The sequence below is a fragment of the Streptomyces aquilus genome (assembly GCF_003955715.1).
GTDB classification, from domain to species: domain Bacteria; phylum Actinomycetota; class Actinomycetes; order Streptomycetales; family Streptomycetaceae; genus Streptomyces; species Streptomyces aquilus.
In genome coordinates, this window is sequence record NZ_CP034463.1 from 774057 (window position 1) to 797998 (window position 23942).

Genomic DNA, 23942 nt, shown 5'->3' on the forward strand with positions numbered 1-23942 from the left:
GGCATCCTCGCACCTGCGCTGTGACTGCCGACCGGCAGTGCGGGCTCGGTGGGGTGCGGTCACTGCATTGCGCGGCGGCTGCGGATGGTCAGAGCGACGGCGGAGACGAGGAACCAGAAGGCGCCGAAGGCCGAGTATCCGGCGACGGAGGACAGGCCGCTCGTCGCCGAGGCGGACATCGCGGCGAAGGAGATCCCGGCGAGGACGGACAGTCCGCCGCTGATGACCATGGGCCACTGGGCGCCGACGGCGTGTCGGCGCCGGATCGCCACGACGAGCTGGATCGCTCCGGACAGCAGGGCCCAGACGCCGAACACGAGGAGGGTCGTCCCGATGGTGGAGAAGACGGCGATGATCATCCCGGCGGTGGCGGCGAGGCCGAGAGCCATGTTGGCGGTGCGGGCGCGGTCCTCGGAGCCGGGGCCGGCCAGGCGACGCTCCAGGAGCGTGGCGATGACGTCCCACAGGGGGTAGACGACGAGCAACACGGCCGCGATCGCTGTGGGCCGGTCCGTGGACACGAGGGAGGCGGAGGTCGTGCCGACGAGTGCCACCCAGATCAGGGAGAAGGCGACTCGGATGAGGTGGAGCGATCGGAGTCCGGAGGACCTCGTCGTGGTCATGGTCGTACGCGAAGGCACTGTGGTCTGAGTCATCGGGTGTCCCGTTGGTGATCGTGATGGTGTGAGACGGTCGTCTCGATGAGGAGTCTCGGAGGCATCGGGACCGGCCGCGTACTTCGAACGAAGTACATGGCCGCAGCACCTGTGCACGAGAATCAGGTCATGGGCAAGGCGCAGAACCATCACGACGGTCCCGTGGCACCTCTGTGGGTGCGACGGCCCGAGGCGCTGCACCTCGTGGCCTACGCGGTGGCCGCGCTGGTGTTCACCGGCCAGATCGTGGCGGTGATCCTCCGAGGATCGGACTGGCCGACGGCCCTCTCCGTGCTCCTCGCCGGTGGCGGGGTCGCCCTGTCCTGGTGGCGTCCGTGGGCAGGACTGATCGTGGCGAGCGCGGCGTCCTTCGCCGTCACGGCGGTGGGCCACGATCCGCTGTCGGTATGGATGATGGCCGTGCTCGTCCTGTTCTCGACCACTCTCAGGGGAAAGCAGCCGCTGGCGGGGACCGCCGTCGTGGCGGCGTTCTTCCTGGGGGCGTTCATGACGGTGGGAGGATTCCGTGGCGGCGCGGTCGTGGGCGCCGCCGCCCTCTTCTCGGCCGTGGCCGGAGGCGCGACAGGGGCCGCGCTGCGCATCCATCGAGCGCACTGGCGGACGCTGGAGGAGCGGGCCGAGAGCGCCATCGCCACCCGCGAGATCGAGGCCACGCGGCGGGTGACCGAGGAGCGGCTGCGTATCGCCCGGGACCTCCACGACGTCATCGGCCACCAGGTCGCGATGCTGAGCATGCATCTCGGTGCCGCGGAGATCGGGCTGCCGGAGGACGCCGAGCCCGCCCGGCAGGCCCTCGTATCGGCCAGGTCCAGCGCCCGTACCGTGGTCGTGGAGACGCAGCGGATCCTCGCGCTCCTCCGCATCGGCGACGACGTCCCGCCGGACGAGGCGCTCCGGCCGACCCCGGCGCTCAGCGGCCTGGAAGGCCTGGTCGCCTCTTTCCAGAGCGTCGGCCTCGACGTCCGGTCCGTCCTCGTCCTCCCCGCCGGTTTCGTGGAGCCCAGCGTCGGCGTGACGGTCTACCGGGTCGTTCAGGAAGCGCTCACGAATGCCTACCGGCATGGTGAGGGGCCGGCCACGGTGGAGGTGCGCGAGCGCGACGGCAGGATCTGCGTGACCGTCGAGAACCGCGTCAGTGAGGCGCCGCACGGTTCCGGTTCAGAGGGCGGGCTGGGACTCGTGGGGATGCGCGAACGCGTCGAGTCCTCCAGCGGGCGGCTGACCATCGACACTGACGACGGGCGATTCCGGGTTCATGCGGAGTTCAGCCCCCTGGGAGCGGCCGTATGACGACGCGGATTCTGATCGTCGACGACCAGGACGAGATCCGGGCCGGGATCCGGGCGATGCTCCGGCTCGACCCCGGCCTCGTGGTCGTCGGTGACCTCTCCGACGGGCTCCAGGTCGCCCCCTACCTCCGGGACCACCCTGTCGACCTGGTCCTGATGGACATCCGGATGCCCGGCATCGACGGTGTCGAAGCCACTCGCCGCATCCGCAAGGAGCATCCACCCGAAGAGCTGCGGGTGATCGTGCTGACCACCTTCGACCAGGACGACATCGTTCTCGCCGCGCTGCGCGCGGGCGCCAACGGTTTCCTGAGCAAGACCGTGAGCCCGGCCGAACTCGTCGCCGGGATCACCGAGGTCGTCGGTGGTGGCGGTGCGCTGTCCGCCGCCGCGACGGCCGCGCTCATCGGCCACATGACCGACAACCCGCCCCCGGTGATCGACAAGGAACTGCTGCGGCGCTTCGACGCTCTCACACCGCGGGAGCGGGACGTGGTCCTTCTCGTCGCGAGCGGTCTGGGCAATGACGAGATCGCGGCCCAGATGTCCGTGTCGCCGTTCACCGTGAAGACACATGCGGTACGGGCCATGACGAAGGTCGGCGCACGCGATCGAGCACAACTGGTGTCGTTCACCTTCCGGGCCGGCCTCTGTCCCTGATGCTGCCCGACGGGGCGCCCCAGGTGGAGGGCTGAGGCGAGGTGGGCCGGGTTGCCGTCAGGTGTGGCGGATGACCTCGTACATGGTCGCGGAAGCGGGCGCCGGATGCGGAACGTTGTTCCAGCCGATCTCTTCCGCGCGCTTCTCGATCGCCTTTCGCGCGGCTTGGGCGGCGGCCTCATCCTCGAAGAAGGCGATGCTCAGTCCGTTTCCGGTGACGGGGTCGATGAGGTGATAGCTGCCGTGCACGCCGGGAACGCCGGCGGCGGCTTCCAGTACCCAGTCACGATCGTCGGTCGGCATCGGTTCCCATACGGCCACGCGTGCGATCATCGCTGCCCCTCAGTGCATCAGTGTGTCCAGCTGCCGCAGTGCAGGGGCCGAGCCTCGGCCCCGCGTCCCACTGTGACACCCACGACGGCCGACCGGCGCGCCAAGTCCGCAACTGGCGCACCGGATCGCGAATCGGACGACGATCGGTGTCACGACTCCAGGATGCGGTCGAGTGTCCTGCGCCCCAGGCTGCTCATCGACGGATTGCTCTCGGCGTAGTACCAGACAAGGCCCATCGCCTGCTGGAACGCCCATGCCTTGCCGCGCTCCCATTCCACGTCGTCGCAGGCCAGTGTCCGCCGCAGTACGTCCCGCGGGCCCGGCCGCAACAGGTGCCAGGCACTGACGAGATCCAGCGCGGGGTCGGCCGGGCCGAAGCCGCCGGTGTCCAGTACGCCGGTGAGGCGGTCCCCGGCGACCAGGACGTTGCCGGGAATCAGGTCGCCATGGCTCATCACGTCGGCGCTCGTGCGTGGCAACTCCCGGAAGCGGCTCCACAGCTGACGCAGCCGGGGCACGTCGAGCAGCGACTCGCTCTCCGCGAAGCACTTCGCCATCCAGGCGTCGTGATGAGCGAGAACGCCGCCGCGTCCTTCGCCGGTGAAGCGGCGTCCCCTCGTCTCGGCGTCCCGCAGGGCCGCGATGAAGGCCGCGAGGTCCTCGGCGAAAGCGTGCGATCCACTGGGGTCGGCATCGGAGGCGACCGTTCCCGGCAACCATGTCTGGACCGACCACGGCATGGGGTAACCCGCTCCCGGCTTGCCCAAGGCGAGGGGTTCCGGGACGGGGAACGGGGACACCTGTGCCAGCTCCGCGCTCGCCCGGGCCTCCTGTTCCAGAACCGCGAGCGCCTCGCCGGCATCGGTCGGACGCAGGGGGAATCGCGCACAGAGGTCGTCCCCGATGCGGAAGATGGCGTTGACCGTCCCGGTCGACGACAGGAGGCGGATCTCCTTGCCTCTCCACTGCGGGAACTGGTCTCCGATCAAGGTCTCCACGACGTCGGTGGTCACGTCCACTTGGTCAACGTGCATGGTCATTCCCGCAAGTCCTCCCCCTGGTCCGGCCCGAAACGCCGCACGCGGACCAGATCAACCGGCACGACAGCCAGTCTTCATGGGCCAGGGTTCAGATCAACCGAGTTTTCGGCTCGCGGGTGTCGCAGTAGTGCAGCGTCACGGTTTCTCCCACACGGGTACCGGTGGAAGGCCGAGTTGTGAGCGAGCGCGGTCGGTGAGTTCCCGCACCAGTGCCGTCTTGGCTCGCGCATACTCACCTGGTCCGGTTCCGGCGGCGACGATCGTCCGTTTGAGCTGCGCGTAGCGGACTCCGTCAGCCTCAGGGACGTACAACAGCCGGTCGGTCATCCGGTTGTCGTGCGGGCGAAAGCCGAGATCTGCGAGCGCTCCCTGGTGACGTGCGGCGTGCGTGAGGTCATGGACGGCGGCCATCAGGTCGATGACGGGCTTGGCGGCCAGTCCCGGGACGGCGGTCGAGCCGATGTGTTCGATCTCCACGAACAGCCCTGGTACCGCTGCCCGAAGGGCCTCGATGGCGGCAGCGGCCTGGCCGGGCCAGCTCGGGTCGTCGTCGGCGATGTGGATGCCTCTGGGCTCTGTCACGGCAGCAAGTGAGGTGGGAGAAGGCTCAGTTCATCAACTCTGGCGCGAAGTAGTCACGCAGTCGTGCGATCTTCCCGTCCCGGATACGGAAGATCTGCACCAGTGAGACGGTCACGTCGTCCTCGCCCTCCTTGTCGAAGACGGCATCGATCTCGGCGATGAACACGTCGGGATCGGTGGTGGTGTGCAGCACGTACCCGGACTTCTCGGGATTCGGCGAGCCGTCCGTTTTCGCCTGGTGTTCGTAATAGGCCGCCATAGCGCTACGGATCTCCTCACGCCCCGTCAGCTTCCGGGGAAACGCGGCGCCGGCGGGCATGAGCGGCGCCTCGAAGACGCCGTCCACGGTGAAGGTCTCGGCAAGTGCATCGGCATTCCGGGTCATGGTGCCGGCGTAGACATACCTCTCGAAGATCTCCTGCGGCATTCGCGACACGAGGGACTCCTTGGGTGTGGGCGAGTGCGCGACGGGGTCGCACGCCGGCTACGCCGCGGATGCGGGTTCCAGCACGAAGACGGGGATCTCACGGTCGGTCTTCTCCTGGTATTCGGCGTAGGCCGGGTACGCGGCGACCGCGCGCTTCCACCACTCGGCCTTCTCGTCGCCGCCCACCTCACGGGCCGTCATGTCCTGGCGTACGGGCCCGTCCTGGAGCTCCACATGCGGGTCCGCGGTGAAGTTGAAGTACCAGACCGGATGACGCGGGAAGCCGCCCTTCGAGGCCACCGCCGCATACCGCCCCTCGTGCTCCACGCGCATCAGCGGGATCTTGCGGATCTTGCCGCTCTTCGCGCCGCGCATCGTGACGATGACGACGGGCAGGCCCGTGTCCCAGAGCGTCGTGCCCTGCGTGCCGCCCGAACTCTCGTACAGCTCCACCTGTTCACGAATCCACTGCACCGGACTCGGCTCGTACTCGCCCTCAAGCGGCATCACGTTCACCCCGTCGTCGGGTACGGACTGTGATGCACAGTCCAACACAGGACGTGCGCGGCGGAGAGCCCGTCGTTTCGGCCAGAGCGAGAACGGGCTCGCCCGAACACGCCATGACTGACCTGCGACCGAACGACCGCCGCCGGCTGACACGGCAAGGAGCCGGCCAGGGGGGAGACCTGCTCTTGAGGCCCGGGGCGGCATCAGGAGAGCGCCGACGGTGCACGCGGGGGGCGGCAGGGCCCGTAGCAGCTCCCACAACGGGCACGATGCCGGCGCGCTTCTGGCACACACCGGGAATGCCCCGCCCCCAGGGGTCCACAATGGCTCGGCGAGCGAGATGGTCCGAGCCGAAGTGGGCTGCGCGACCTCGAACCGCCTCTTCCCCCTCGAATCGACCTCTAGGCTGGTTCGGTGGCTGATGAACGGGAGCGGGTCCAGCCGTCGGGAGTATGGGCGACGGCGGTGGGGGTTGCCCGGGTGCGCGCGTTGGAGAGCGAGCGGCGGGACGCCTTGTTCCGTGATCCGCTGGCGCGGGCCTTCGCCGCCGCGGGCGGGCTGTGGCCTTCCTCGTCGCCGCCCGATGACGAGGCCGCGCGGCGGCGACGGCTGGCCGTGGCGTCCTCCATCGTCATCAGGACGAAGTTTCTCGACGACCTGTTGCAGCAGGCGTCGGCGTCCGGGGTGCGGCAGGTGGTGCTGCTCGGGGCCGGCATGGACGGTCGGGCCTTTCGGATGGACTGGCCCGAGGGCACTCGGCTGTACGAGGTCGACACTTCCGCGCCACTGGACTTCAAGGCTTCCGTGCTGCGCCAGGAGCGGGCCGTCGCCCGCTGTGAACGCATCACGGTCCCGGTGGATCTGCGGGAGGACTGGCCCGGCGCGCTGGCCGCCGCGGGGCACGATCCGGCGGCGCCGACCGTGTGGATCGCCGAAGGGCTGCTGATCTATCTGCCCGAGGACGCGGTGGAGTTGCTGCTGGACCGGATCAGCGCGCTTTCCGCGGCGGGCAGTCGGATGGGGCTGACGTTGGGCTCGCGCGGTGTGATCGAGCGTTTCGGTGCGGACGCGGTGCCGGGGTCGGCGGCGTCCATGTGGGTCTCGGAGATGCCCGACGACCCGGTGGGCTGGCTGGCCGGACACGGCTGGGACGCCGCCGGTCACACCCTGCGCGAGCGCGCTGCCGCGTACGGCCGCCCGTTCAGCACTCCGCCGCAGCGCGAGGAAGGGCCCGGCGGGCTGATCTCGGCGGTCCGCCGATAGAACGTGGTGCGGGGAGTCGGGGGTTACTCCGGTTCGGGGACGAGCTTGCGGTCAAGGTACCGGGTGATCTTCCAGGCGCCGTACGAGGTGTTGGAGAGCACTGTGTGGGTCAGGCCGGCCCGGGGATCGTGCACGCTGCGGAACGAGACTCCGGCGTCGTATCCCGTCAGCATCACCGTGTCGCGTGTGGCGTGCAGCCAGAAGCCCAGGCCGTACCGTCTGCCTTCCGAGGGCACGTCACTGTGCGGGCGCGTCATCTCGGCGACCCAGTCACGCGACACGATCTTCCCCGCGAACAGGGCACGCCACAATGCACTGATGTCATCGGCGGAGGAGTAGATCCCGCCGTCACCGCTGCCGCGCACCGGGAGATGGAACACGTTGGTCCGACTCACCCCCTCGATGGGGAGATAGCCGGTGGCCGTGCCCGGCGGCAGTTCGTCGGAGCGCAGGAACTCGGTGCCACGCATGTCCGCGGGTGTGCAGACCCGGTCACGCACCAGTTCGTGAAACGGCCGGCCCGCCACGCGTTCGGCGATCAGCGCGAGCACCACGTACCCGGAGTTGCAGTACGAGAACCGCTCGCCGGGCGGGAACTTGGCCGGATAGCCGTCCAGTACCGCCAGATACGCCTCGGTGGTCGACAACTCGTGCACGGGGACGGTCAGTTGATAGTCAGTGATCTCCTGCCCGGCGTCCTCGTCGAAGTAGTCGCCGATGCCGGAGCGGTGGCCGAGCAGATGTTCCACGGTGACGCCGGTCGGCGAGCCCGTATGCCTTGGCGAGAACCGGCATGCCGCCCCGATCCACCGACACGACCCCGCTGAACCCGCTCTCGCGTGCCAGCGCATCGACACCGTCCCCCAGGGCAGTCACAAGGCTCAGGATAGGTAGCGGGTCGGCCCGATCGCGAGGGCTTGCCCTCCCTTCCTCATCCCATGCGATGCGGCCCCAAGTCCTGGAGCACGTCGGCCAGTTCGGCGGAGGTCAGTGCTTGCCCGGGCAGGGGCTGCACCGTCCGCGCGGTGTGCAGGCCGGAGAGGAACAGGCAAAGGGGCCGGCGCCAGGCGTCGGGGGTGGCCGCGCCGGTCAGGGACGGGACCGCGCGGCCCAGGGCGGCCAGCGTGAACAGCACGTCCTCGACGGTGACGTCGTCGCGGACCGTGCCCTCCTCCTGACCTCGCCGCAGCAGGAGTTCCACCGTCTCGCGGTTGTGGGCGTGCACCTCCTGAAGGGTGTCGACGCCGTCGAGTCGGGTGGTCATGAGGTCGTTGGTGCCGCGGTCGGCGGCCAAGGTCGTGAAGACCGCCTCCAGGTACGCGGTCAGGCCCGTCCAGGCGTCCGGTGCGCTCCGGGCCTGCGCTCCGGCGGTCATCGTCCCGGTCAGCTGGTCGTGGAAGACGGCGTCGATGAGGGCGGCCCGGGTGGGGAAGTGCCGGTAGAGGGTCGCGTTGCCCACTCCGGCCCGGCGGGCGATGACGTCCAGCGGCGCCTGGAGACCCTGTTCGGCGAAGACCTCGTGGGCCGCTTCCATCAGCAGCTCCCGGTTGCGCCGCGCGTCGCGTCGCAGTGCGCTCATCGTCGTCCTCCAGCCCCAAGTGGGGAGTGCTCCCCGGTCCTCATGCTATCGTCGGATCTCGAAATGGGGATCACTCCCCACTTCTGCTGAGGGGGCGTGCATGGGCAGGTCGGCACTGGTGCTCGGCGGCGGAGGTCCGGTCGGCGGTGCGTGGCTCACGGGGGTGCTGGCCGGGCTCGCCGACGCGGGTGTCGACCTCGCCCGTGCCGACGTCGTCATCGGCACCTCCGCCGGGTCCGTCTTCGGCACCCGGCTCGCGCACGGTGAGCCGCCTCGCGAACTGTACGAACGCCAACTCACCGGAACCGACCGCCTGTTGCTGCACGTCACGACGGCACAGACACTCCGCTTCCTGTGGGCCGCGCTGGGCTCCCGCGACCCCGAGCGGTCGATACGGCGCCTGGGGCGCGCCGCGCTCGGAGCACCCTCCGGTGCCGACGCGCGCACTCTCGTACGACAGGTGCTGCGCGGGGCGGAGGACTGGCCCGCCCGTGATCTGCGCCTGACCGCCGTCAACGCCCGTACAGGCGTCGTGGCCGTCCATGGCGCCGACTCCGGCCTCACGATGGTCGACGCGGTCGCCGCCAGCTGCGCGGTCCCCCTGGTCCTCGCGCCCGTCGCGGCCGCCGGACAGCACTGGATGGACGGCGGCACCCGCTCCACCGCCAACCTCCACCTGGCCCGCGGCTACGACCGCGCACTGGCCGTCGCCCCGGTCGACAAGGCCGTGGGACCACACCCCAGCGCCTCCCGGCAGGCGATGCACCTCACCGCCGAGGGCGCCGCGGTCAACCTGTTGGTCCCGGACGCCGCATCCCGCCGGGCCATGGGCCGTGATCTGACCTCCGACGCCCACCGGGTGGCCGCGGCGCTCGCGGGCCACGCGCAGGCGACCAAGGCCGCGGCGACGGTGGGGGCGGCGTGGCAGGGCTGAGAGGCCCGCGGGAGCAACACACACGCACCACCGGCCTGCCCTGTGCGGCCACGACGAACGGAAGGTGCCCGTGTCCGTCCCGACACTTGAGGACCTCTCCCCCGCCGGCCATGATTTCGCGGCCGATCCGTACCCCGTCTACGCGGCCCTGCGCGACCAGGGCCCCGTACACCGCGTCCGCATACCCGGCAGCGGTGAGGCATGGCTGGTCGTGAGCCGGGACGTCGCCCGCGCCGCTCTCACCGATCCGCGGCTGCGCAACGACATCCGGCACTCCAGCTCCTGGCGCAGCGACGGCGGCCACGCCCTGGGGCGGAACATGCTGCAGAGCGACCCGCCCCAGCACACCCGGCTCCGCGAACTGGTCGCCGGACACTTCACCCCGCGGCGCGTCGCCGGGCTGCGGCCGCGGATCGAGGAGATCGCCGAGGAGCTGATCGCCATACTCCCGCGCCGGGGCACGGCGGACCTGGTCGCCCGGTACGCGCTGCCGTTGCCGGTCACCGTCATCTGCGACCTTCTGGCCGTCCCGGCCGAGGACCGCACCGCCTTCCACACCTGGTCGAACGAGCTGGTGATGCCCACCTCGGAGGAAGCGGCGGCCGCGGCGGCGACCGCGCTGACCGGCTGCCTGACCGAGCTCACCGGCCGCGAGGGAACCCTGCTCGGCGATCTCGCCGACGGACCCGACGCACCCGACAGCGACGAACTCCTCGGCATGGCCTTCCTGCTGCTCGTCGCCGGACACGAGACCACGGTCAACCTGGTCTCGGCCGTCCTCCACAACCTGCTCACCCGTCCCGAGCAGCTCCAACTCCTGTGCAGCAAACCGGACTTGACCGAGGCCGCCGTCGAGGAAACACTGCGCCACAACGCGCCGGTGCACACCACCACGTTCCGGTTCGCCGCCGAACCTCTGGATCTCGCGGGCACGCCGATCGCCGCCGGCGACGCCGTCCTCGTCTCGCTCGCCGCGGCCTCCCGCGACCCCCTGCACTTCCCCGACCCCGACCGCTTCGACATCACCCGCCGCCCCCAGGGCCATCTCGGCTTCGGCCACGGTCTGCATCACTGCCTCGGCGCCCCGCTGGCCCGCCTGGAGGCCTCCGTCGCCGTACGTCTGCTCCTGCACCACCGCCCCGCGCTCGCCCTCGCGACCGATCCGGCGGAGCTCACCTGGCGCACGAGCACCCTGTTGCGCGGGTTGGCCGCACTCCCGGTGCGACTGGGGTGAGTCAGTGAGGCGGGACTGCGCGCCGGACTGGCGGAGCTGGCGACGATCGAGAAGCGGATGAAGGACGTCGGTGTGCCGAATGACCTTGTCACACATCGCCCCGCTGCCCGGTCTCTTCTGTTGCAGACCGCTTGAGAACCCTCGAAAGGAATCCGTTATGAAGGTCGTAGTGATCGGTGGAACCGGGCTGATCGGCTCGAAGGTGGTCGCCAGGCTGGGTGAGCACGGACACGAGGCGGTCGCGGCGTCGCCCAACACCGGGGTCAACACGCTGACGGGTGAGGGCCTGGCCGAGGTTCTTCAGGGCGCCCAGGTCGTGGTGGACGTCTCGAACTCGCCCTCGTTCGCGGACGAGGACGTCATGGAGTTCTTCCGCACCTCCACCACCAACCTGCTGAAGGCGGAGGCCGACGCCGGTGTGACCCACCACGTGGCACTGTCGGTGGTCGGCACCGACCGCCTCCAGGGCAGCGGCTACTTCCGCGCCAAGCAGGTCCAGGAGGACCTGATCAAGGACTCGGGGATCCCCTACTCCATCGTCCACGCGACGCAGTTCTTCGAGTTCGCGAAGGGCCTCGCCGACGGGATGACCGAGGGCGACACCGTCCACCTGCCCGACGCCAAGATCCAGCCCATGGTCTCGGACGACGTGGCGGCGGCGGTCGGCCGCACCTCCGCGGGCGCCCCGGCGAACGGCGTGGTGGAGGTCGCGGGACCCGACGTGTTCCAGCTGGAGGAGTTCATCCGCATGGGGCTCAGCGCCACGAACGACCCCCGCGGGATCGTCACGGACCCGAAGGCCACGTACTGGGGCGCCGAGCTCCAGGAGTCCACCCTCCTGCCGGGCCCCGGCGCGCACATCGCGGAGACCAGGTTCGCCGACTGGCTCGCCCAGCAGCAGTAGGCACTGAAAGCGGCTCCCGTCAAAAAAGGCGGGGGCCGCTTCTGCGTTCTGACGGGTCACCCACGAAGGAACCGGACGCCGCCGGCAGTTCCACGGTGATGCGCAGCCCGCCGCCTGGGCGTGGGGCCAGGGTGAGGGTTCCGGAGTGAGCCTCGGTGATGGTCTTGACGATGGCCAGGCCCAGGCCGACGCCTGCCTGGTCGGTGTGGATGCGCTCGGTGCCGCGTTGGAAGGGCTCGGTGAAGGTGGCGACCAGGTGGGGGGTGAGCTGCTCGCCGGTGTTCTCGACGGTGAGCACCGCGGAGTGGGGGCGGATGGCCGTATGGACCCGGACGGTGCCTTGTTCCGGCAGGTTGTGGACGATCGCGTTGTGCACGAGGTTCGTGGCGAGTTGCAGCAGGAGCGCGGGGGAACCACTCGTCGGGGCGATGTCACCGCTGGTCTCGAGGGTGACGCCGTGCTTCTCCGCCAGCGGATGCAGTGTCTCGGTCGCTTCCTCCGCGACGAGGGACAGGTCGACCGGTTCTCGGGTGAAGGACCGCTGGTTGGCGCGGCTGAGCAGAAGCAGTGCCTCGGTGAGGTCGATGGCCCGGGTGTTGACGGTGTGGAGGCGCTCGACGAGTTCGCCGGTGTCGTGGTGCGGATCGGCGCGGGCGACGTCGATGAGTGTCTTGGAGATGGCCAGCGGGGTACGCAGCTCGTGCGAGGCGTTGGCGGCGAACCTCCGCTGTTCCGCGACGTGCGCCTCCAGCTGCGCGAACATCATGTCGAAGGCGTCGGCGAGTTCGCGGAACTCGTCCCTGCGGCCCGGCATCCGGATCCGGTGGGAGAGCGATCCGGCGGCGGCCGTGCGGGTGGCGTGGGTGATCCGGGCCAGGGGGGCGAGCATGCGCCCGGCGAGAACCCATCCGCCCAGGAGGCCGAACACCAACAGGAAGACCATGACCGCGACCGCCGTCGGGGCGAACCCGCGCACGAAGAGGGTGCCGGGAGTCACCCTCACCGCTCCCGCCTCATTGGTCTGCAACCACCCCTGTCGCAGCAGGAAGACTCCTACGGCGACGAGCAGCAGGGCACCCGCGAGCAGGAGGAATCCGGCGTAGCTGAGGGTGAGCTTGAGGCGGACGCTCAGCCCCGGCGGCCTGCCCACGGTCACCACCCCCGTGCCTGGGGACGTCTGCCGGCGCCCGGAACGGTGGCGGTGAGCGGGGAGACACACATACGTCGAGGCTATGAGGGGGCGTATATCGTCCGCGTATCGAGAACCGCATACGCGCGAGCAACACCCCGCCGTCTTGGCTGAGGCGCATGTCCTCCAGCGCACCAGTACGAGCAGCATCCGGCAACCCGGTCGTCAGGCCGATCAGCGCCGCCGATCACTTGGCGTTCGTACGGGCCCAGCGGTCGGTCAGCTTTCTCCAGACCCCGGCGTGGGGCCGCGTCAAGACCGAGTGGCGCAGCGAGTCCCTCGGCTGGTTCGAAGGCCGCCGCATGGTCGGTGCCGGGCTCGTCCTGCACCGTCCGGTGCCGCGCCTGGACCGCTTCACGCTGGCGTATCTGCCCGAGGGCCCGGTCATCGACTGGAGCGGCGACATCGGTGCGTGGCTCGATCCGCTGGCGGCGTATCTCAAGGAGCACGGGGCGTTCGCGATCCGGCTCGGCCCGCCGGTGGTCACCGATGCCTGGAGCGCCGCCCAGGTCAAGGAGGGCATCGCGGACCCGGGCATCCGGCGGCTGACCGACCTGCCAGGGCAATGGGGTGATCCGGTGGGCGCCCGTGTGAGCGGCGGGCTCAAGGACGCGGGGTGGCTGCCGCAGAACCCGCTGGACGGGTTCGGGGTCGGGCATCCGCAGTTCAAGTACCAGGTCCCGTTGGCGGGACGGACCGAGGACGAGCTGCTCAGGGGCATGAGCCAGCAGTGGCGCCGCAACATCAAGAAGGCGGCCAGGGAGGGCGTCGAGGTCACGGTCGGCGACGGGGGCGCGGCGGACCTCAAGGCGTTTCACGACCTCTACGTCCACACCGCCGAGCGTGACCGCTTCACCCCCCGGCCGCTGCGCTACTTCGAGACCATGTTCGCGGCGCTGAGCGCCGAGGCCCCCGAGCGGATCAAGCTCTACCTGGCCCACCACCAGGGCGACTTGGTCGCCGCCACCGTCCTGGTCCGCGTCGGAACCCACGCGGTGTACGCGTACGGCGCCTCCGCCACCGACAAGCGCGAGGTGCGTGGCTCGAACGCCTGCCAGTGGGCGATGATCCGCGACGCGCTCGCGGCCGACTGCGATGTCTACGACCTGCGCGGCATCACCCCGACCCTCGACGCCGACGACCCGCACGTCGGTCTGGTCCGGTTCAAGGTCGGCACCGGTGGCCAGGCGGTGCGGTACGTCGGCGAGTGGGACCTGCCGCTGCGGCCGATGGTCTACCGGGCCTTCGACCTCTACATGAGGCGACGCGGACGCTGAACTAGAGCGCGGCGGCGACTTCGTCGAGGCGGGCCCCGCGCGACGCCTTCACCAGCACCACATCGCCCGAGGTGACGTACTCGCGCAGCCAGTCGACGGCCGCGTCGTTGCCGTCGAGGAGCACCGCCCGCTCCCCCGCGCCGACGGCGATCGGCCGGGCGGCCTCGCCGACGACGGCCACCACGTCAGCCCGCGCGGCGGCGTACACCCCGACGGCACGGTGCTCGGCCTCGCTGGCGTCGCCGAGTTCGAGCATGGTGCCGAGCACGGCGACACGGCGCTTGCCCTCGACGGCCGCCAGCGCGTCCAGGGCGGCGCGCGTGGAGTCGGGGTTGGCGTTGTAGGAGTCGTCGAGCAGCATCGCCCCGCAGGCGAGGTCGCGCGGTTCCAGCCGCCAGGGTGACAGCGCCGCCGTGGCCAGGGCCGCCGTGGCCAGGTCGAGGGGAACTCCCGCGGCGCGTGCCGCCGCCGCGGCGGCCGACGCGTTGTCTGCCTGATGGGCGCCTACGAGCGGCAGCGTGACCCGAGCCGAGGCGCCATCGGTGCGCAGCGTGAAGGACGGCCGGCCGAGCCCGTCGAGGGTCAGGTCGCGTGCTTGTACGTCGGCGTGGGCCGCCCGGCCGAAGGTGAGCACCGGAGCGTCGGTGAGCGCACGCATCGCGACCACCCGAGGATCGTCGGCGTTGAGGACGGCGGTCCCGCCGGGGGCGAGCCCCTGCACCAGTTCGCCCTTGGTCCTCGCGATGGCGGCGCGCGACCCGAACTCGCCGAGGTGGGCCACCCCGACGTTGAGGACGACGGCGATGTCGGGCGCGACCAAGGCGGTGAGCGCGGCGATGTCGCCGACATGGCGGGCTCCCATCTCCAGGACGAGGAACCGGGTGGCCGGGCCGGCGCGCAGCATGGTGAGCGGCACACCCCACTCGTTGTTGAGCGAGCCGACCGTGGCGACCGTCGGCCCCGCGGCCGAGAACACGGCCGCCAGCAGGTCCTTGGTGCCGGTCTTGCCCTGCGAGCCGGTCACCGCGACGACGGTCAGCCGGTCGCGCAGCCGGGCCACGACCGCCGCGGCGAGCAGCTGCAACGCACTGCGGACGTCCTCGACGACGACGGTGGGCAGCGGTGTCGGCCGGGAGCCGAGCACGGCCACCGCACCGGCCCGCCCGGCCTGTTCGGCGAAGTCGTGGCCGTCGGCACGCTCGCCGTCGAAGGCGACGAAGAGGCCGCCCGGCTCCGCCTGCCGACTGTCGAGCACGGCCGGCGCGGTCACGGTCACGGAGCTGTCGCCCTCGGCTTTTCCTCCGACGATTTCGGCGATCTCGCCGAGGCCGAGCGGGATCACTCCGACTCCCCGGAGATCAGGCGCGATGTTGTGCAAGTCATGCGTCCAGTCAAAGGAGTTGGGGGTATCGCGGGCATATCGAAATCCCCATACGTTCCGGCAACAGCAGCCCCTCTTGACTGACGGCATGACCCACAGCGAAACGACCCGCATCACCGTGTACGGGTGCGGCCCGGACGAAGCTGTTCTGTTCCGCGAGTTGGCCCCCGGCCTCGGCGTCCACCCGTCCCTCACCACCGCACCGGTGTCCGAAGCCAATGCCGAAATGGCCACCGGCAGCCGGTGCGTCAGCGTCAGCCACAAAACGCCCGTCACCCAAGCCGCATTGCGCGCACTCGGCCGAGCCGGCGTGAGATACATATCCACCCGGAGCATCGGCTGCAACCACATCGACGCGGAATACGCGGCCGGTATCGGCATCCTCGTCGAGAACGTCTCCTACTCACCGGACAGCGTGGCCGACTACACACTGATGCTCATGCTGATGGCGCTGCGGGACGCGAAATCCATCGTCCGCCGCACCGACCTGCACGACTACCGACTGAGCGACGCGCGCGGAAGAGAGCTGCGCGATCTGACGGTCGGAGTGATCGGAACGGGCCGGATCGGCACCGCCGTCATGGACCGGCTGCGCGGTTTCGGTTGCCGCATTCTGGCCCACGACAATCGCCCCGTGAACCGCCCCGGTTCCGGCGTCGAGTACGTTCCGCTCGATGAATTGTTGCGGCGCAGCGACCTGGTCACGCTGCATGCCCCGCTCACCGCGGCCACCCACCATCTGCTGAACCGGCAGCGCCTGGCGCAGATGAAGGACGACGCGCTGATCGTCAACACCGGACGTGGTGCGCTCATCGACACCGACGCCCTCGTCCGGGACCTGGAGAACGGCAGGCTGGGCGGCGCGGCGCTGGATGTCGTCGAGGGCGAGGAAGGCGTCTTCTACGCCGACTGCCGGGACAAACCCCTGGAAAGCAAAGCGCTGTTGCGGCTCCAGGAACTCCCGAACGCCGTCATCAGCCCGCACACCGCCTACTACACGGACCGCGCCCTGCGGGACGCCGTGGAGAACTCCCTCACCAACTGTCTGACATTCGAAAGCAGGATCCAGCATGGCTAGGCTGAAGGTCGGCGTCATATTCGGGGGCCGTTCCGAGGAGCACCCCATCTCCGTCAAGTCCGCTCGTGAGGTGGCCCGCCACCTCGATCCCGAGAAATACGAACCCTTCTACATCGGGATCACGAAGAGCGGCGCCTGGAAGCTGTGCGACGGGCCCGACGCGGAATGGGAGAACGCCGAGTGCCGCCCCGTCGTGCTGTCCCCGGACAGCGACGTGCACGGACTGCTCACGCTGGAGCAGGGCCGCTACGACACGATCCGGCTGGACGTCGTCCTGCCCGTCCTGCACGGCCCCCTCGGCGAGGACGGCGCGATGCAGGGCCTGCTGGAACTCTCCGGCATCCCTTACATCGGCTGCGACGTCCAGAGCTCCGCCCTGTGCATGGACAAATCCCTCGCCTACCTCGTCGCCCGAAGCGCGGGAATCGCCACGCCCGCATTCCGGACCGTCACGGCCGACGACACCATCGATCCCGCCGAACTCAGCTATCCGGTCTTCGTGAAGCCGGCCCGCTCGGGATCGTCCTTCGGCGTCACCAAGGTGTCGGGGGCAGATGAACTTCCGGGCGCGCTGGAATCGGCACGGCAGTACGACGCGAAGGTGCTGATCGAAGAGGCTGTCGTCGGCAGCGAGATCGGCTGCGCCCTCCTCGGCGGCGGGTCGCAGCTCGTGGCCGGCGAGGTGGACCGCATCGCGCTCTCGCACGGGTTCTTCAGGATCCACCAGGAAGAGACCCCGGAGACCGGCTCCGACAACTCCACGGCGATCGTGCCCGCCGACATCCCGGAGGCGTCACGCCAGCGCGTGCAGGAAGCGGCCAAGGCCGTGTACCGCGCCCTGGGGTGCGGCGGTCTCGCGCGCGTGGACATGTTCCTCAAGGAGGACGGAGAAGTAGTCCTCAACGAGGTCAACACCTTCCCCGGCATGACCTCCTACAGCCGCTATCCGAGGATGATGGCGGCCGCCGGACTGCCCCTGTCCGAGGTGATCGACCGGACGATCTCCCTCGCCCTGACGGGAAAGCTCCGATGAAGCCGATGGAGTCGACAGCGCCGATGGAGTCGACGGAGCCGATGAGGGACGACTTCGTCTTCGTGGACGACGTGGCCTCCGGAATACGCTGGGACGCCAAGTACGCCACTTGGGACAACTTCACCGGCAAACCGGTGGACGGCTACCTCGTCAATCGAGTCGTCGGCACGACGGCTCTCTGCGCCGCCCTGAAGAAGGCGCAGGAGAAGGCCGCGTCACAGGGATTCGGTCTGCTGCTCTGGGACGGCTACCGCCCGCAGCACGCGGTCGACTGCTTTCTGCGCTGGTCGCGGCAGCCGGAGGACGGCCGGACGAAGCATCGGCACTATCCCCGTATCGACAGGGCCGAGATGTTCGAGAAGGGATACGTGGCCACCAGGTCGGGCCACAGCCGGGGCAGCACCGTCGACCTCACGCTCTACGACCTGGCCTCCGGTGAACTCGTCCCCATGGGCGGCGACCACGACCTGATGGACCCCCTCTCGCACCACGGCGCACCAGGCATCAAGCCCGTCGAGACGCGAAACCGCGAGCACCTGCGCTCCCTCATGGAGACCTGCGGTTTCAGGGCGTACGAGCGCGAATGGTGGCACTACACGCTCGCCGACGAGCCCTACCCGGACACCTATTTCGATTTCCCCGTCGCATAGGAGGCCGGCGGGGCGAGCCGAACAGGCCCACCGGACCGCGCCGTCAGTCCGGGAGCCCCTCCAGCGTCGCCGCGATCACGGTCCGGTCCGCGACGTCGAGCAGTGCCTGGCCGATCGGGGAGACCGGCTCACGGGCGGGCAGCACCAGGCCCATCCGCTCGGTGCGCACCGGGTCCACCAGCGGGAGAGCGTGCATGCCGGGCGGGACGCCGAAGACGTGCAGCCAGGCGTGCGGTACGACACTTGCCCAGTGCCCGGCCCTGACCTGCGCGAACATCGAGGCGATCGAGTCGGTCTCCACTCGCGGGGTGACCCGGACGCCCACCGAGTCGAATGCCGCGTCGATGACCTGACGTCCCTGCATCCCGGGGTGCAGCAGGCAGAGCGGGTAGTGAGCGGCCTCCTCCCAGGCGATCTCGGCCGGGCCCGACTCGGGGGCGGTACGCCGGGTCAGCAGGACGTACCGCTCCTGATAGAGCGGCACGAACTTGAAGTCGTGTGCGGCGACGGTGCTCTCGTAGGTCACGGCGGCGTCGAGTTCGTACGTCCGGAGCCGGTTGACGATGTCCTCGGACCGCAGGTCGGCGAAGACCTGGACGGTGGCGAGGGGGTTGGCGGCGCAGAACGGCTGGGTCAGCAGGGCGACCGCCGTGGCCGCGGTGGGCACGGTGCCGATGCGCAGCCGCCCGCTCAGCCCGGCCCGCAGGGACTGGAGCTCGCCCTGCATCGCGTCCCGGTCGGCGAGGATGCGCCGGGCCCACATGACGACCCGTTCGCCCTCCGGTGTGAACCCCTCGAACCGCCGACCACGCTGCACGAGGGGCACGCCGAGTTCGTCCTCCAGTTTCCGGATGCCCTCGGACAGGGTCGGCTGGGAGACGTAGCAGGCCTGCGCCGCCTTCGCGAAGTGGCGGGCGCGGGCGAGGGCGACGAGGTATTCGAGTTGGCGCAGCAGCACCCTCCCCATGATCCATGGCCCGCGGCGCGACGGCATCGGGGCCCGCCGGTTCACCGGGTTGATCGGCAACGCCTCTCACGTGATCGGAACTAACGCTTTGACCTGGGCCGACGCGTGGGCGAAGAGTGGGCGGGAGGACAGGGCGGAAAGGGCGTGGCGTGATGCGGGACTTCGACGTGGACGAACCGGGCGAGGACGGGCTGTCGGTGTCGGCGCCCAAGACCTGGGCCACCGGTGCCCCCGCCGTCGTGCACGCCCTTCAGTACGCACTCCGCCAGACCTCGCCGAAGCGGACCGCGCTGACCCTGCTCAACATCAACCAGACCAAGGGGTTCGACTGCCCTGGCTGCGCCTGGCCCGAACCCGCCCCGGGGAAGCGCCACCGCAACGAGTACTGCGAGAACGGCGCCAAGCACATCGCCGACGAGGCCACCTCCCGCCGGGTCACCGCCGACTTCTTCCGGCAGCACTCCGTGGACGAGCTCAGCCGGAAGTCCGACCACTGGCTCAACCAGCAGGGCCGCCTCACCGAACCGATGGTCCTGCGCGAGGGCGCGACCCACTACGAGCCGATCGGCTGGGACGAGGCGCTGGACCTCCTCGCCGGTGAACTGCGCGCCCTGGACCACCCGGACGAGGCGCTGTTCTACACCTCCGGCCGCCTTGCCAACGAACCCGCCTTCCTGCTCCAGCTGTTCGCGCGGGCCTTCGGCACCAACAACCTCCCCGACTGCTCCAACATGTGCCACGAGTCCAGCGGTTCGGCCCTGGGTGAGACCCTGGGCATCGGCAAGGGCAGTGTCAGCCTCGACGACCTCCACGACTCGGATCTCGTGTTCGTCGTGGGCCAGAACCCGGGCACCAACCACCCGCGCATGCTGTCCGCCCTGGAGGAGACCAAGCGCCGCGGCGGCCACATCGTCGCCGTCAACCCGCTGCCCGAGGCCGGACTGCTGCGCTTCAAGCACCCCCAGAAGGCCCGCGGCGTCATCGGCCGCGGCACCGCCATCGCCGACCAGTTCCTTCAGATACGGCCCGGCGGCGACCTCGCCCTGTTCCAGGCGCTGAACCTGATGCTGGTCGAGGCCGAGGACAAGGAGCCGGGCACCGTCCTGGACCGCGCGTTCATCGAGGCCCACACCACCGGCTACGACGCCTTCGCCGAGCACATCCGGGAAACCTCCTGGGACGCCGTGCTGGAGGCCACCGGGCTGACCCGGGACGAGATCGAGCGGGTCCACGAGCGGGTGCTGGCCAGCCGCAGCGTCATCGTCTGCTGGGCGATGGGCCTGACCCAGCACAAGCACGGCGTGCCCACCATCCGCGAGGTCGTCAACTTCCTTCTGCTGCGCGGCAACATCGGCCGCCCGGGCGCGGGCGTGTGCCCGGTGCGCGGGCACAGCAACGTCCAGGGGGACCGCACGATGGGGATCTGGGAGCGGATGCCGCAGGCCTTCCTGGACTCCCTGGAACGCGAGTTCGGCTTCACTCCGCCCACCCGCCACGGCCTGGACTCCGTGGACTCGATCCGGGCCATGCGCGACGGACACGCGAAGGTCTTCCTCGGTGTGGCGGGCAATTTCGTCCGGGCCACACCGGACAGCGACGTCACCGAACAGGCCCTGCGCACCTGCCGGTTGACCGCGCACATCTCGACCAAGCTCAACCGCTCGCACGCGGTGTGCGGGCGCACCGCGCTGATCCTGCCCACGCTGGGCCGCAGCGACCGCGACCGCCAGGCGGGCGGCGAGCAGTTCATGACGGTCGAGGACTCCATGAGCGAGGTCCACGCCACCCGTGGCCGCCTCGCCCCCGCGTCCGCGCACCTGCTGAGCGAGGTCTCTATCATCACCCGCCTCGCCCGCAAGGTGCTGGGCTCCTCGCCGGACGTCCCCTGGGCGGACTTCGAGACCGACTACGACCTCGTCCGCGACCGCATCGCCCGGGTCGTCGACGGCTTCGAGGACTTCAACGAGCGGGTGCGCCGCCCCGGCGGATTCCGCCTGCCCAACCCGGTCAACTCCCGGGAGTTCCGCACCCCCAGCGGCAAGGCCGTCTTCAGCGTCAACGACTTCACCCTGCTGCGGGCGCCCGAGGGCCACCTCGTCCTCCAGACCCTGCGCTCGCACGACCAGTGGAACACCGTCCCCTACGCCATGGACGACCGCTACCGCGGCATCAAGGGCGGCCGGCGCGTGGTCCTCGTCAACCCGGCCGACCTCGCCGACCTCGGCCTCGCGGACGGCAGCCTCGTCGACCTGGTCAGCGTCTGGTCCGACGGCGTCGAACGCCGCGCGGAAGCCTTCCGGGCCGTCGGCTACCCCACTCCCCCGGGCTCGGCCGCCGCCTACTACCCGGAGACCAACGTCCTGGTGCCGCTCGACAGCGTCGCCGACATCAGCAACACACCTACGTCGAAGAGCGTCATCGTCCGCCTGGAACACACCGCGGCAACGGCACCGGCCTGACCCCGCGCTCGCGGAGTCCGGCGGGGCGCTCGACGACGAACAACCCGTTTGAGAGAGCCCGTGATCTCTCCTACGTTGGCCCGCGTGAGCATCGAGGTGCCCTTCCAGCCGCTTCCGGTCGACCAGTCGGACGTCCGCTACGCCCACGGCCCCGACTCGGCCGTCCAGCCCGGCGTACCGGCCGGCGAGACACTCGGGTTCGACTGGAACGACAGCGCGATCTACCCGGGCACCTCCCGGAAGTTCTGGGTCCACGTGCCCGCCGCGTACGACCCCGCACAGCCGGCGTCGCTGATGGTGTTCCAGGACGGCTGGTGGTACCTGGACCCCGAGGGCGAGGTCCGCGGCGGGATCGTCCTGGACAACCTCGTGGACCGCGGCGACATCCCGGTCACCATCGGCGTGTTCGTCGACCCCGGCGTCGCCCCCGACCGCGAGAACCCGAAGAACCGCAACACCGAGTACGACGCCTTCGACGACCGCTACGCCCGTTTCCTCCTGGACGAGATCGTCCCCGAGGTCACGCGGCGGTACAGGATCGCCGCGGACCCGGACCGGTGGGGCATCTGCGGTGGCAGCAGCGGCGGCAACTGCGCTTTCACCGCGGCGTGGCTGCGCCCGGACAGGTTCCGCCGCGTCATCGGGTACCTGTCCAGCTTTCCGCAGATGCCCGGCGGCAACCCCTACCCCGAGCTGATCCCGCGCACCCCCCGCAAACCGCTGCGCGTCTTCCTCCAAGCCGGCCATCGCGACCTGCGCTGGAACGCACCGGATGCGAACTGGCTGGCCCACAACCTGCGCGTCGCGGCCGCGCTCGCCGAAGCCGGATACGACTTCCGGCTCGTCCTGGGCGACGGCGGCCACAGCCCCAACCACGGCGGTGTGCTGCTCCCCGACGCCCTGCGCTGGCTGTGGCGGCCCGCCGGAGGCTGAGCAGCGGCACCGGAGGATTCAGCCCAGTTGCTCGGCCAGTCCCACGATGATGCCCTCCGGGCCGCGGACGTAGCAGAGCAGGTACATGTCCTCGAACCGGGCGATCTCACCGAGGAGTTCGGCGCCGTGCGGGCGCAGGCGGGCGACGGTGTCCTCGATGTCGTCGACGGCGAACATCACGCGGTGCGTGCCCAGGACGTTGTGCGGCCGGTTGCGCGGCCCGTCTTTGATCACTGCCGGGCTGCGGTACTTCGCCAGCTCCAGTCTGCTGTGACCGTCAGGGGTCCGTACCATCGCGATCTCGCAGCGGACGCCGTCGAGTCCGGTGCACTGATCGGCGAAGAGGCCCTCGACCTCCGCCCTGCCCTCCAGTTCCATGCCGAGTTCCACGAAGAACGCGATGGCGGCGTCCATGTCCTCGACGACGATGCCGACGTTGTCCATCCGCTGAATCGCCATGACGGTTCCTTCTCCTTCGTCGTGCGGCCGGTGGTGGCCGCTGATGTCCCTGGGACGGAGCCGGTGGCACGTTCTCGACATCCGCGGCCGGTTGTCGTGCCGACCCTAGGCACGTGCGGTCGGCCGTTCCGGACAGGGGGCGCCGCTTGGCGTGCCGCCTCGGTACTGTCACTTCGCATGACCGACACGGAGATCGAGATCACCGCGGACCTGGTCCGCGACCTGCTGCGGGAGCAGCATCCAGACCTGGCGGGGCTGGCCGTCCGTGAGGTGGCGGGCGGCTGGGGGAACCAGATGTGGCGCCTCGGGGACGAGTTGGCCGTACGTATGCAGCGCATGGACCCCACCCCTGAGCTGCAACTCAAGGAGCGGCGGTGGCTGCCGGTGCTGGCTCCGCGCCTGCCGCTGCCGGTGCCGACTCCGGTGCGGTTCGGCGAGCCGTCCGCGCGGTTCCCGAAGCACTGGACCGTGATGACGTGGGTTCCCGGTGAGCCGCTGGACCTCGGCGCGATCAGCCGCGGGGCCCACGCGGCCGACACCCTGGCGGGCTTCCTGCGGGCGCTCCATGGGCAGGCGCCGGCCGATGCGCCGGTCGCCAGGGATCGCGGCGCGCATCCCCGGGACTGCACGGACGGCTTCGAGAACTTCCTCCAGGCCGTCGCCCCCGAGGACGACCTCGCCGCCGACGTCCGGGTCGTCTGGGACGACGCCGTCGCGGCTCCCGCGTGGGAAGGCCCGGCGGTGTGGGTGCACGGCGACCTCCATCCCGCGAACGTCGTCGTCTCGGACGGAACGCTCTCGGGCATCGTCGACTTCGGCGACATGTTCGCCGGCGATCCGGCATGGGATCTCACCGCCGCATGGGTGCTGCTGCCCGCGGGCGCGGCCGCACGGTTCTTCGACACGTACGCGCGGGCGGACGACGCCGCGATCCGGCGCGCCCGCGGACTGGCCGCGATGAAGTGCCTGTTCCTGATGCTCATGGGACAGAACGGAGATCGGGGCCTTCCTGGCGGCAAGCCGCACTGGGGGCCGGTGGGCCGGGCGGCGCTTGATCGCGTTCTGCAGGGCGTCTGAAGCGGGTTTT

Annotated in this window: 25 protein-coding genes; 13 read left to right on the forward strand and 12 right to left on the reverse strand. The window is 70.2% G+C overall.

Going from position 1 to position 23942, the window contains the following annotated elements:
* Positions 1-59: 59 nt before the first annotated feature.
* The gene (locus EJC51_RS03695) at positions 60-623 is read right to left on the reverse strand and encodes a DUF308 domain-containing protein (protein ID WP_244362463.1); all 564 of its coding nucleotides are present in this window, start codon (positions 621-623) and stop codon (positions 60-62) included.
* A gap of 162 nt (positions 624-785) precedes the next feature.
* On the opposite strand from EJC51_RS03695, the gene EJC51_RS03700 reads away from it, so the two are divergent.
* Complete coding sequence (locus EJC51_RS03700; protein ID WP_126269665.1) at positions 786-1967, forward strand: sensor histidine kinase; 1182 nt, start codon at positions 786-788, stop codon at positions 1965-1967.
* Complete coding sequence (locus EJC51_RS03705; RefSeq protein WP_126269666.1) at positions 1964-2626, forward strand: response regulator transcription factor; 663 nt, start codon at positions 1964-1966, stop codon at positions 2624-2626. Before EJC51_RS03700 ends, EJC51_RS03705 begins: the two co-directional genes overlap by 4 nt.
* A 57-nt stretch (positions 2627-2683) precedes the next feature.
* Here EJC51_RS03705 and EJC51_RS03710 read toward each other — a convergent pair whose 3' ends face one another.
* The 5 genes from EJC51_RS03710 to EJC51_RS03730 form a co-directional block, all read right to left on the reverse strand.
* Complete coding sequence (locus EJC51_RS03710; protein ID WP_126269667.1) at positions 2684-2959, reverse strand: hypothetical protein; 276 nt, start codon at positions 2957-2959, stop codon at positions 2684-2686.
* Positions 2960-3108: 149 nt separating this feature from the next.
* Positions 3109-3999, reverse strand: coding sequence for an aminoglycoside phosphotransferase family protein (locus tag EJC51_RS03715; protein ID WP_126269668.1), 891 nt, complete (start codon positions 3997-3999; stop codon positions 3109-3111).
* Between the two features lie 135 nt (positions 4000-4134).
* Positions 4135-4581, reverse strand: coding sequence for a GrpB family protein (locus tag EJC51_RS03720; RefSeq protein WP_126269669.1), 447 nt, complete (start codon positions 4579-4581; stop codon positions 4135-4137).
* Positions 4582-4606: 25 nt separating this feature from the next.
* Positions 4607-5008 (reverse strand): nuclear transport factor 2 family protein, encoded by a 402-nt coding sequence (locus EJC51_RS03725; protein WP_126276794.1) that lies wholly within the window; start codon positions 5006-5008, stop codon positions 4607-4609.
* Between the two features lie 57 nt (positions 5009-5065).
* Positions 5066-5515, reverse strand: coding sequence for a nitroreductase family deazaflavin-dependent oxidoreductase (locus tag EJC51_RS03730; protein WP_126269670.1), 450 nt, complete (start codon positions 5513-5515; stop codon positions 5066-5068).
* Between the two features lie 414 nt (positions 5516-5929).
* Between EJC51_RS03730 and EJC51_RS03735 the strand changes: the two genes are divergently transcribed.
* Positions 5930-6778, forward strand: a complete 849-nt coding sequence (locus tag EJC51_RS03735; protein WP_126269671.1) for a class I SAM-dependent methyltransferase — start codon at positions 5930-5932, stop codon at positions 6776-6778.
* Between the two features lie 23 nt (positions 6779-6801).
* Here EJC51_RS03735 and EJC51_RS03740 read toward each other — a convergent pair whose 3' ends face one another.
* Together EJC51_RS03740 and EJC51_RS03745 are read right to left on the reverse strand one after the other, a co-directional pair.
* On the reverse strand, positions 6802-7527 hold the full coding sequence (locus EJC51_RS03740) for a serine hydrolase domain-containing protein (protein ID WP_244362465.1): 726 nt from the start codon (positions 7525-7527) through the stop codon (positions 6802-6804).
* A 182-nt stretch (positions 7528-7709) separates the two neighbouring features.
* Positions 7710-8357 carry a TetR/AcrR family transcriptional regulator gene (locus tag EJC51_RS03745; RefSeq protein ID WP_126269672.1) on the reverse strand — a complete coding sequence of 216 codons (648 nt, stop codon included), beginning with the start codon at positions 8355-8357 and terminating at the stop codon, positions 7710-7712.
* Positions 8358-8457: 100 nt separating this feature from the next.
* Here EJC51_RS03745 and EJC51_RS03750 point away from each other — a divergent pair, with 100 nt between their 5' ends.
* From EJC51_RS03750 to EJC51_RS03760, 3 genes are all read left to right on the forward strand, one after another.
* Complete coding sequence (locus EJC51_RS03750) at positions 8458-9291, forward strand: patatin-like phospholipase family protein (protein ID WP_126269673.1); 834 nt, start codon at positions 8458-8460, stop codon at positions 9289-9291.
* A 70-nt stretch (positions 9292-9361) separates the two neighbouring features.
* Positions 9362-10525, forward strand: a complete 1164-nt coding sequence (locus EJC51_RS03755) for a cytochrome P450 family protein (RefSeq protein ID WP_126269674.1) — start codon at positions 9362-9364, stop codon at positions 10523-10525.
* 157 nt (positions 10526-10682) lie between these two features.
* Complete coding sequence (locus tag EJC51_RS03760) at positions 10683-11429, forward strand: SDR family oxidoreductase (RefSeq protein WP_126269675.1); 747 nt, start codon at positions 10683-10685, stop codon at positions 11427-11429.
* 19 nt (positions 11430-11448) lie between these two features.
* Here EJC51_RS03760 and EJC51_RS03765 read toward each other — a convergent pair whose 3' ends face one another.
* Complete coding sequence (locus EJC51_RS03765) at positions 11449-12579, reverse strand: sensor histidine kinase (RefSeq protein ID WP_126269676.1); 1131 nt, start codon at positions 12577-12579, stop codon at positions 11449-11451.
* Positions 12580-12737: 158 nt separating this feature from the next.
* Between EJC51_RS03765 and EJC51_RS03770 the strand changes: the two genes are divergently transcribed.
* Positions 12738-13895 (forward strand): lipid II:glycine glycyltransferase FemX, encoded by a 1158-nt coding sequence (locus EJC51_RS03770; RefSeq protein WP_126269677.1) that lies wholly within the window; start codon positions 12738-12740, stop codon positions 13893-13895.
* Position 13896: 1 nt separating this feature from the next.
* On the opposite strand, the gene EJC51_RS03775 is transcribed toward EJC51_RS03770, so the two are convergent.
* Positions 13897-15237: a UDP-N-acetylmuramoyl-tripeptide--D-alanyl-D-alanine ligase gene (locus EJC51_RS03775; protein ID WP_126269678.1), complete on the reverse strand. Its 1341-nt coding sequence runs from the start codon at positions 15235-15237 to the stop codon at positions 13897-13899.
* Positions 15238-15364: 127 nt separating this feature from the next.
* On the opposite strand from EJC51_RS03775, the gene EJC51_RS03780 reads away from it, so the two are divergent.
* The 3 genes from EJC51_RS03780 to vanX are packed head-to-tail and all read left to right on the forward strand — an operon-like array spanning position 15365 to position 18037.
* Positions 15365-16354, forward strand: a complete 990-nt coding sequence (locus EJC51_RS03780; RefSeq protein ID WP_126276795.1) for a D-isomer specific 2-hydroxyacid dehydrogenase family protein — start codon at positions 15365-15367, stop codon at positions 16352-16354.
* Positions 16347-17387, forward strand: a complete 1041-nt coding sequence (gene vanA, locus EJC51_RS03785) for a D-alanine--(R)-lactate ligase (protein WP_126269679.1) — start codon at positions 16347-16349, stop codon at positions 17385-17387. The genes EJC51_RS03780 and vanA overlap by 8 nt, the downstream gene beginning before the upstream one ends.
* 41 nt (positions 17388-17428) lie before the next feature.
* Positions 17429-18037, forward strand: coding sequence for a D-Ala-D-Ala dipeptidase VanX (gene vanX, locus EJC51_RS03790; protein WP_126276796.1), 609 nt, complete (start codon positions 17429-17431; stop codon positions 18035-18037).
* A 43-nt stretch (positions 18038-18080) separates the two neighbouring features.
* Here the strand turns inward: vanX and EJC51_RS03795 are convergent, their stop codons facing one another.
* On the reverse strand, positions 18081-18995 hold the full coding sequence (locus EJC51_RS03795; protein WP_126269680.1) for a LysR family transcriptional regulator: 915 nt from the start codon (positions 18993-18995) through the stop codon (positions 18081-18083).
* Positions 18996-19156: 161 nt separating this feature from the next.
* On the opposite strand from EJC51_RS03795, the gene EJC51_RS03800 reads away from it, so the two are divergent.
* Positions 19157-21463 (forward strand): FdhF/YdeP family oxidoreductase, encoded by a 2307-nt coding sequence (locus tag EJC51_RS03800; RefSeq protein WP_126269681.1) that lies wholly within the window; start codon positions 19157-19159, stop codon positions 21461-21463.
* A gap of 84 nt (positions 21464-21547) precedes the next feature.
* Complete coding sequence (locus tag EJC51_RS03805) at positions 21548-22396, forward strand: alpha/beta hydrolase (RefSeq protein WP_126269682.1); 849 nt, start codon at positions 21548-21550, stop codon at positions 22394-22396.
* A gap of 18 nt (positions 22397-22414) precedes the next feature.
* Here the strand turns inward: EJC51_RS03805 and EJC51_RS03810 are convergent, their stop codons facing one another.
* Positions 22415-22855: a VOC family protein gene (locus EJC51_RS03810; protein ID WP_126269683.1), complete on the reverse strand. Its 441-nt coding sequence runs from the start codon at positions 22853-22855 to the stop codon at positions 22415-22417.
* A gap of 177 nt (positions 22856-23032) precedes the next feature.
* On the opposite strand from EJC51_RS03810, the gene EJC51_RS03815 reads away from it, so the two are divergent.
* Positions 23033-23932 carry an aminoglycoside phosphotransferase family protein gene (locus EJC51_RS03815; protein ID WP_126269684.1) on the forward strand — a complete coding sequence of 300 codons (900 nt, stop codon included), beginning with the start codon at positions 23033-23035 and terminating at the stop codon, positions 23930-23932.
* Positions 23933-23942: the final 10 nt, after the last annotated feature.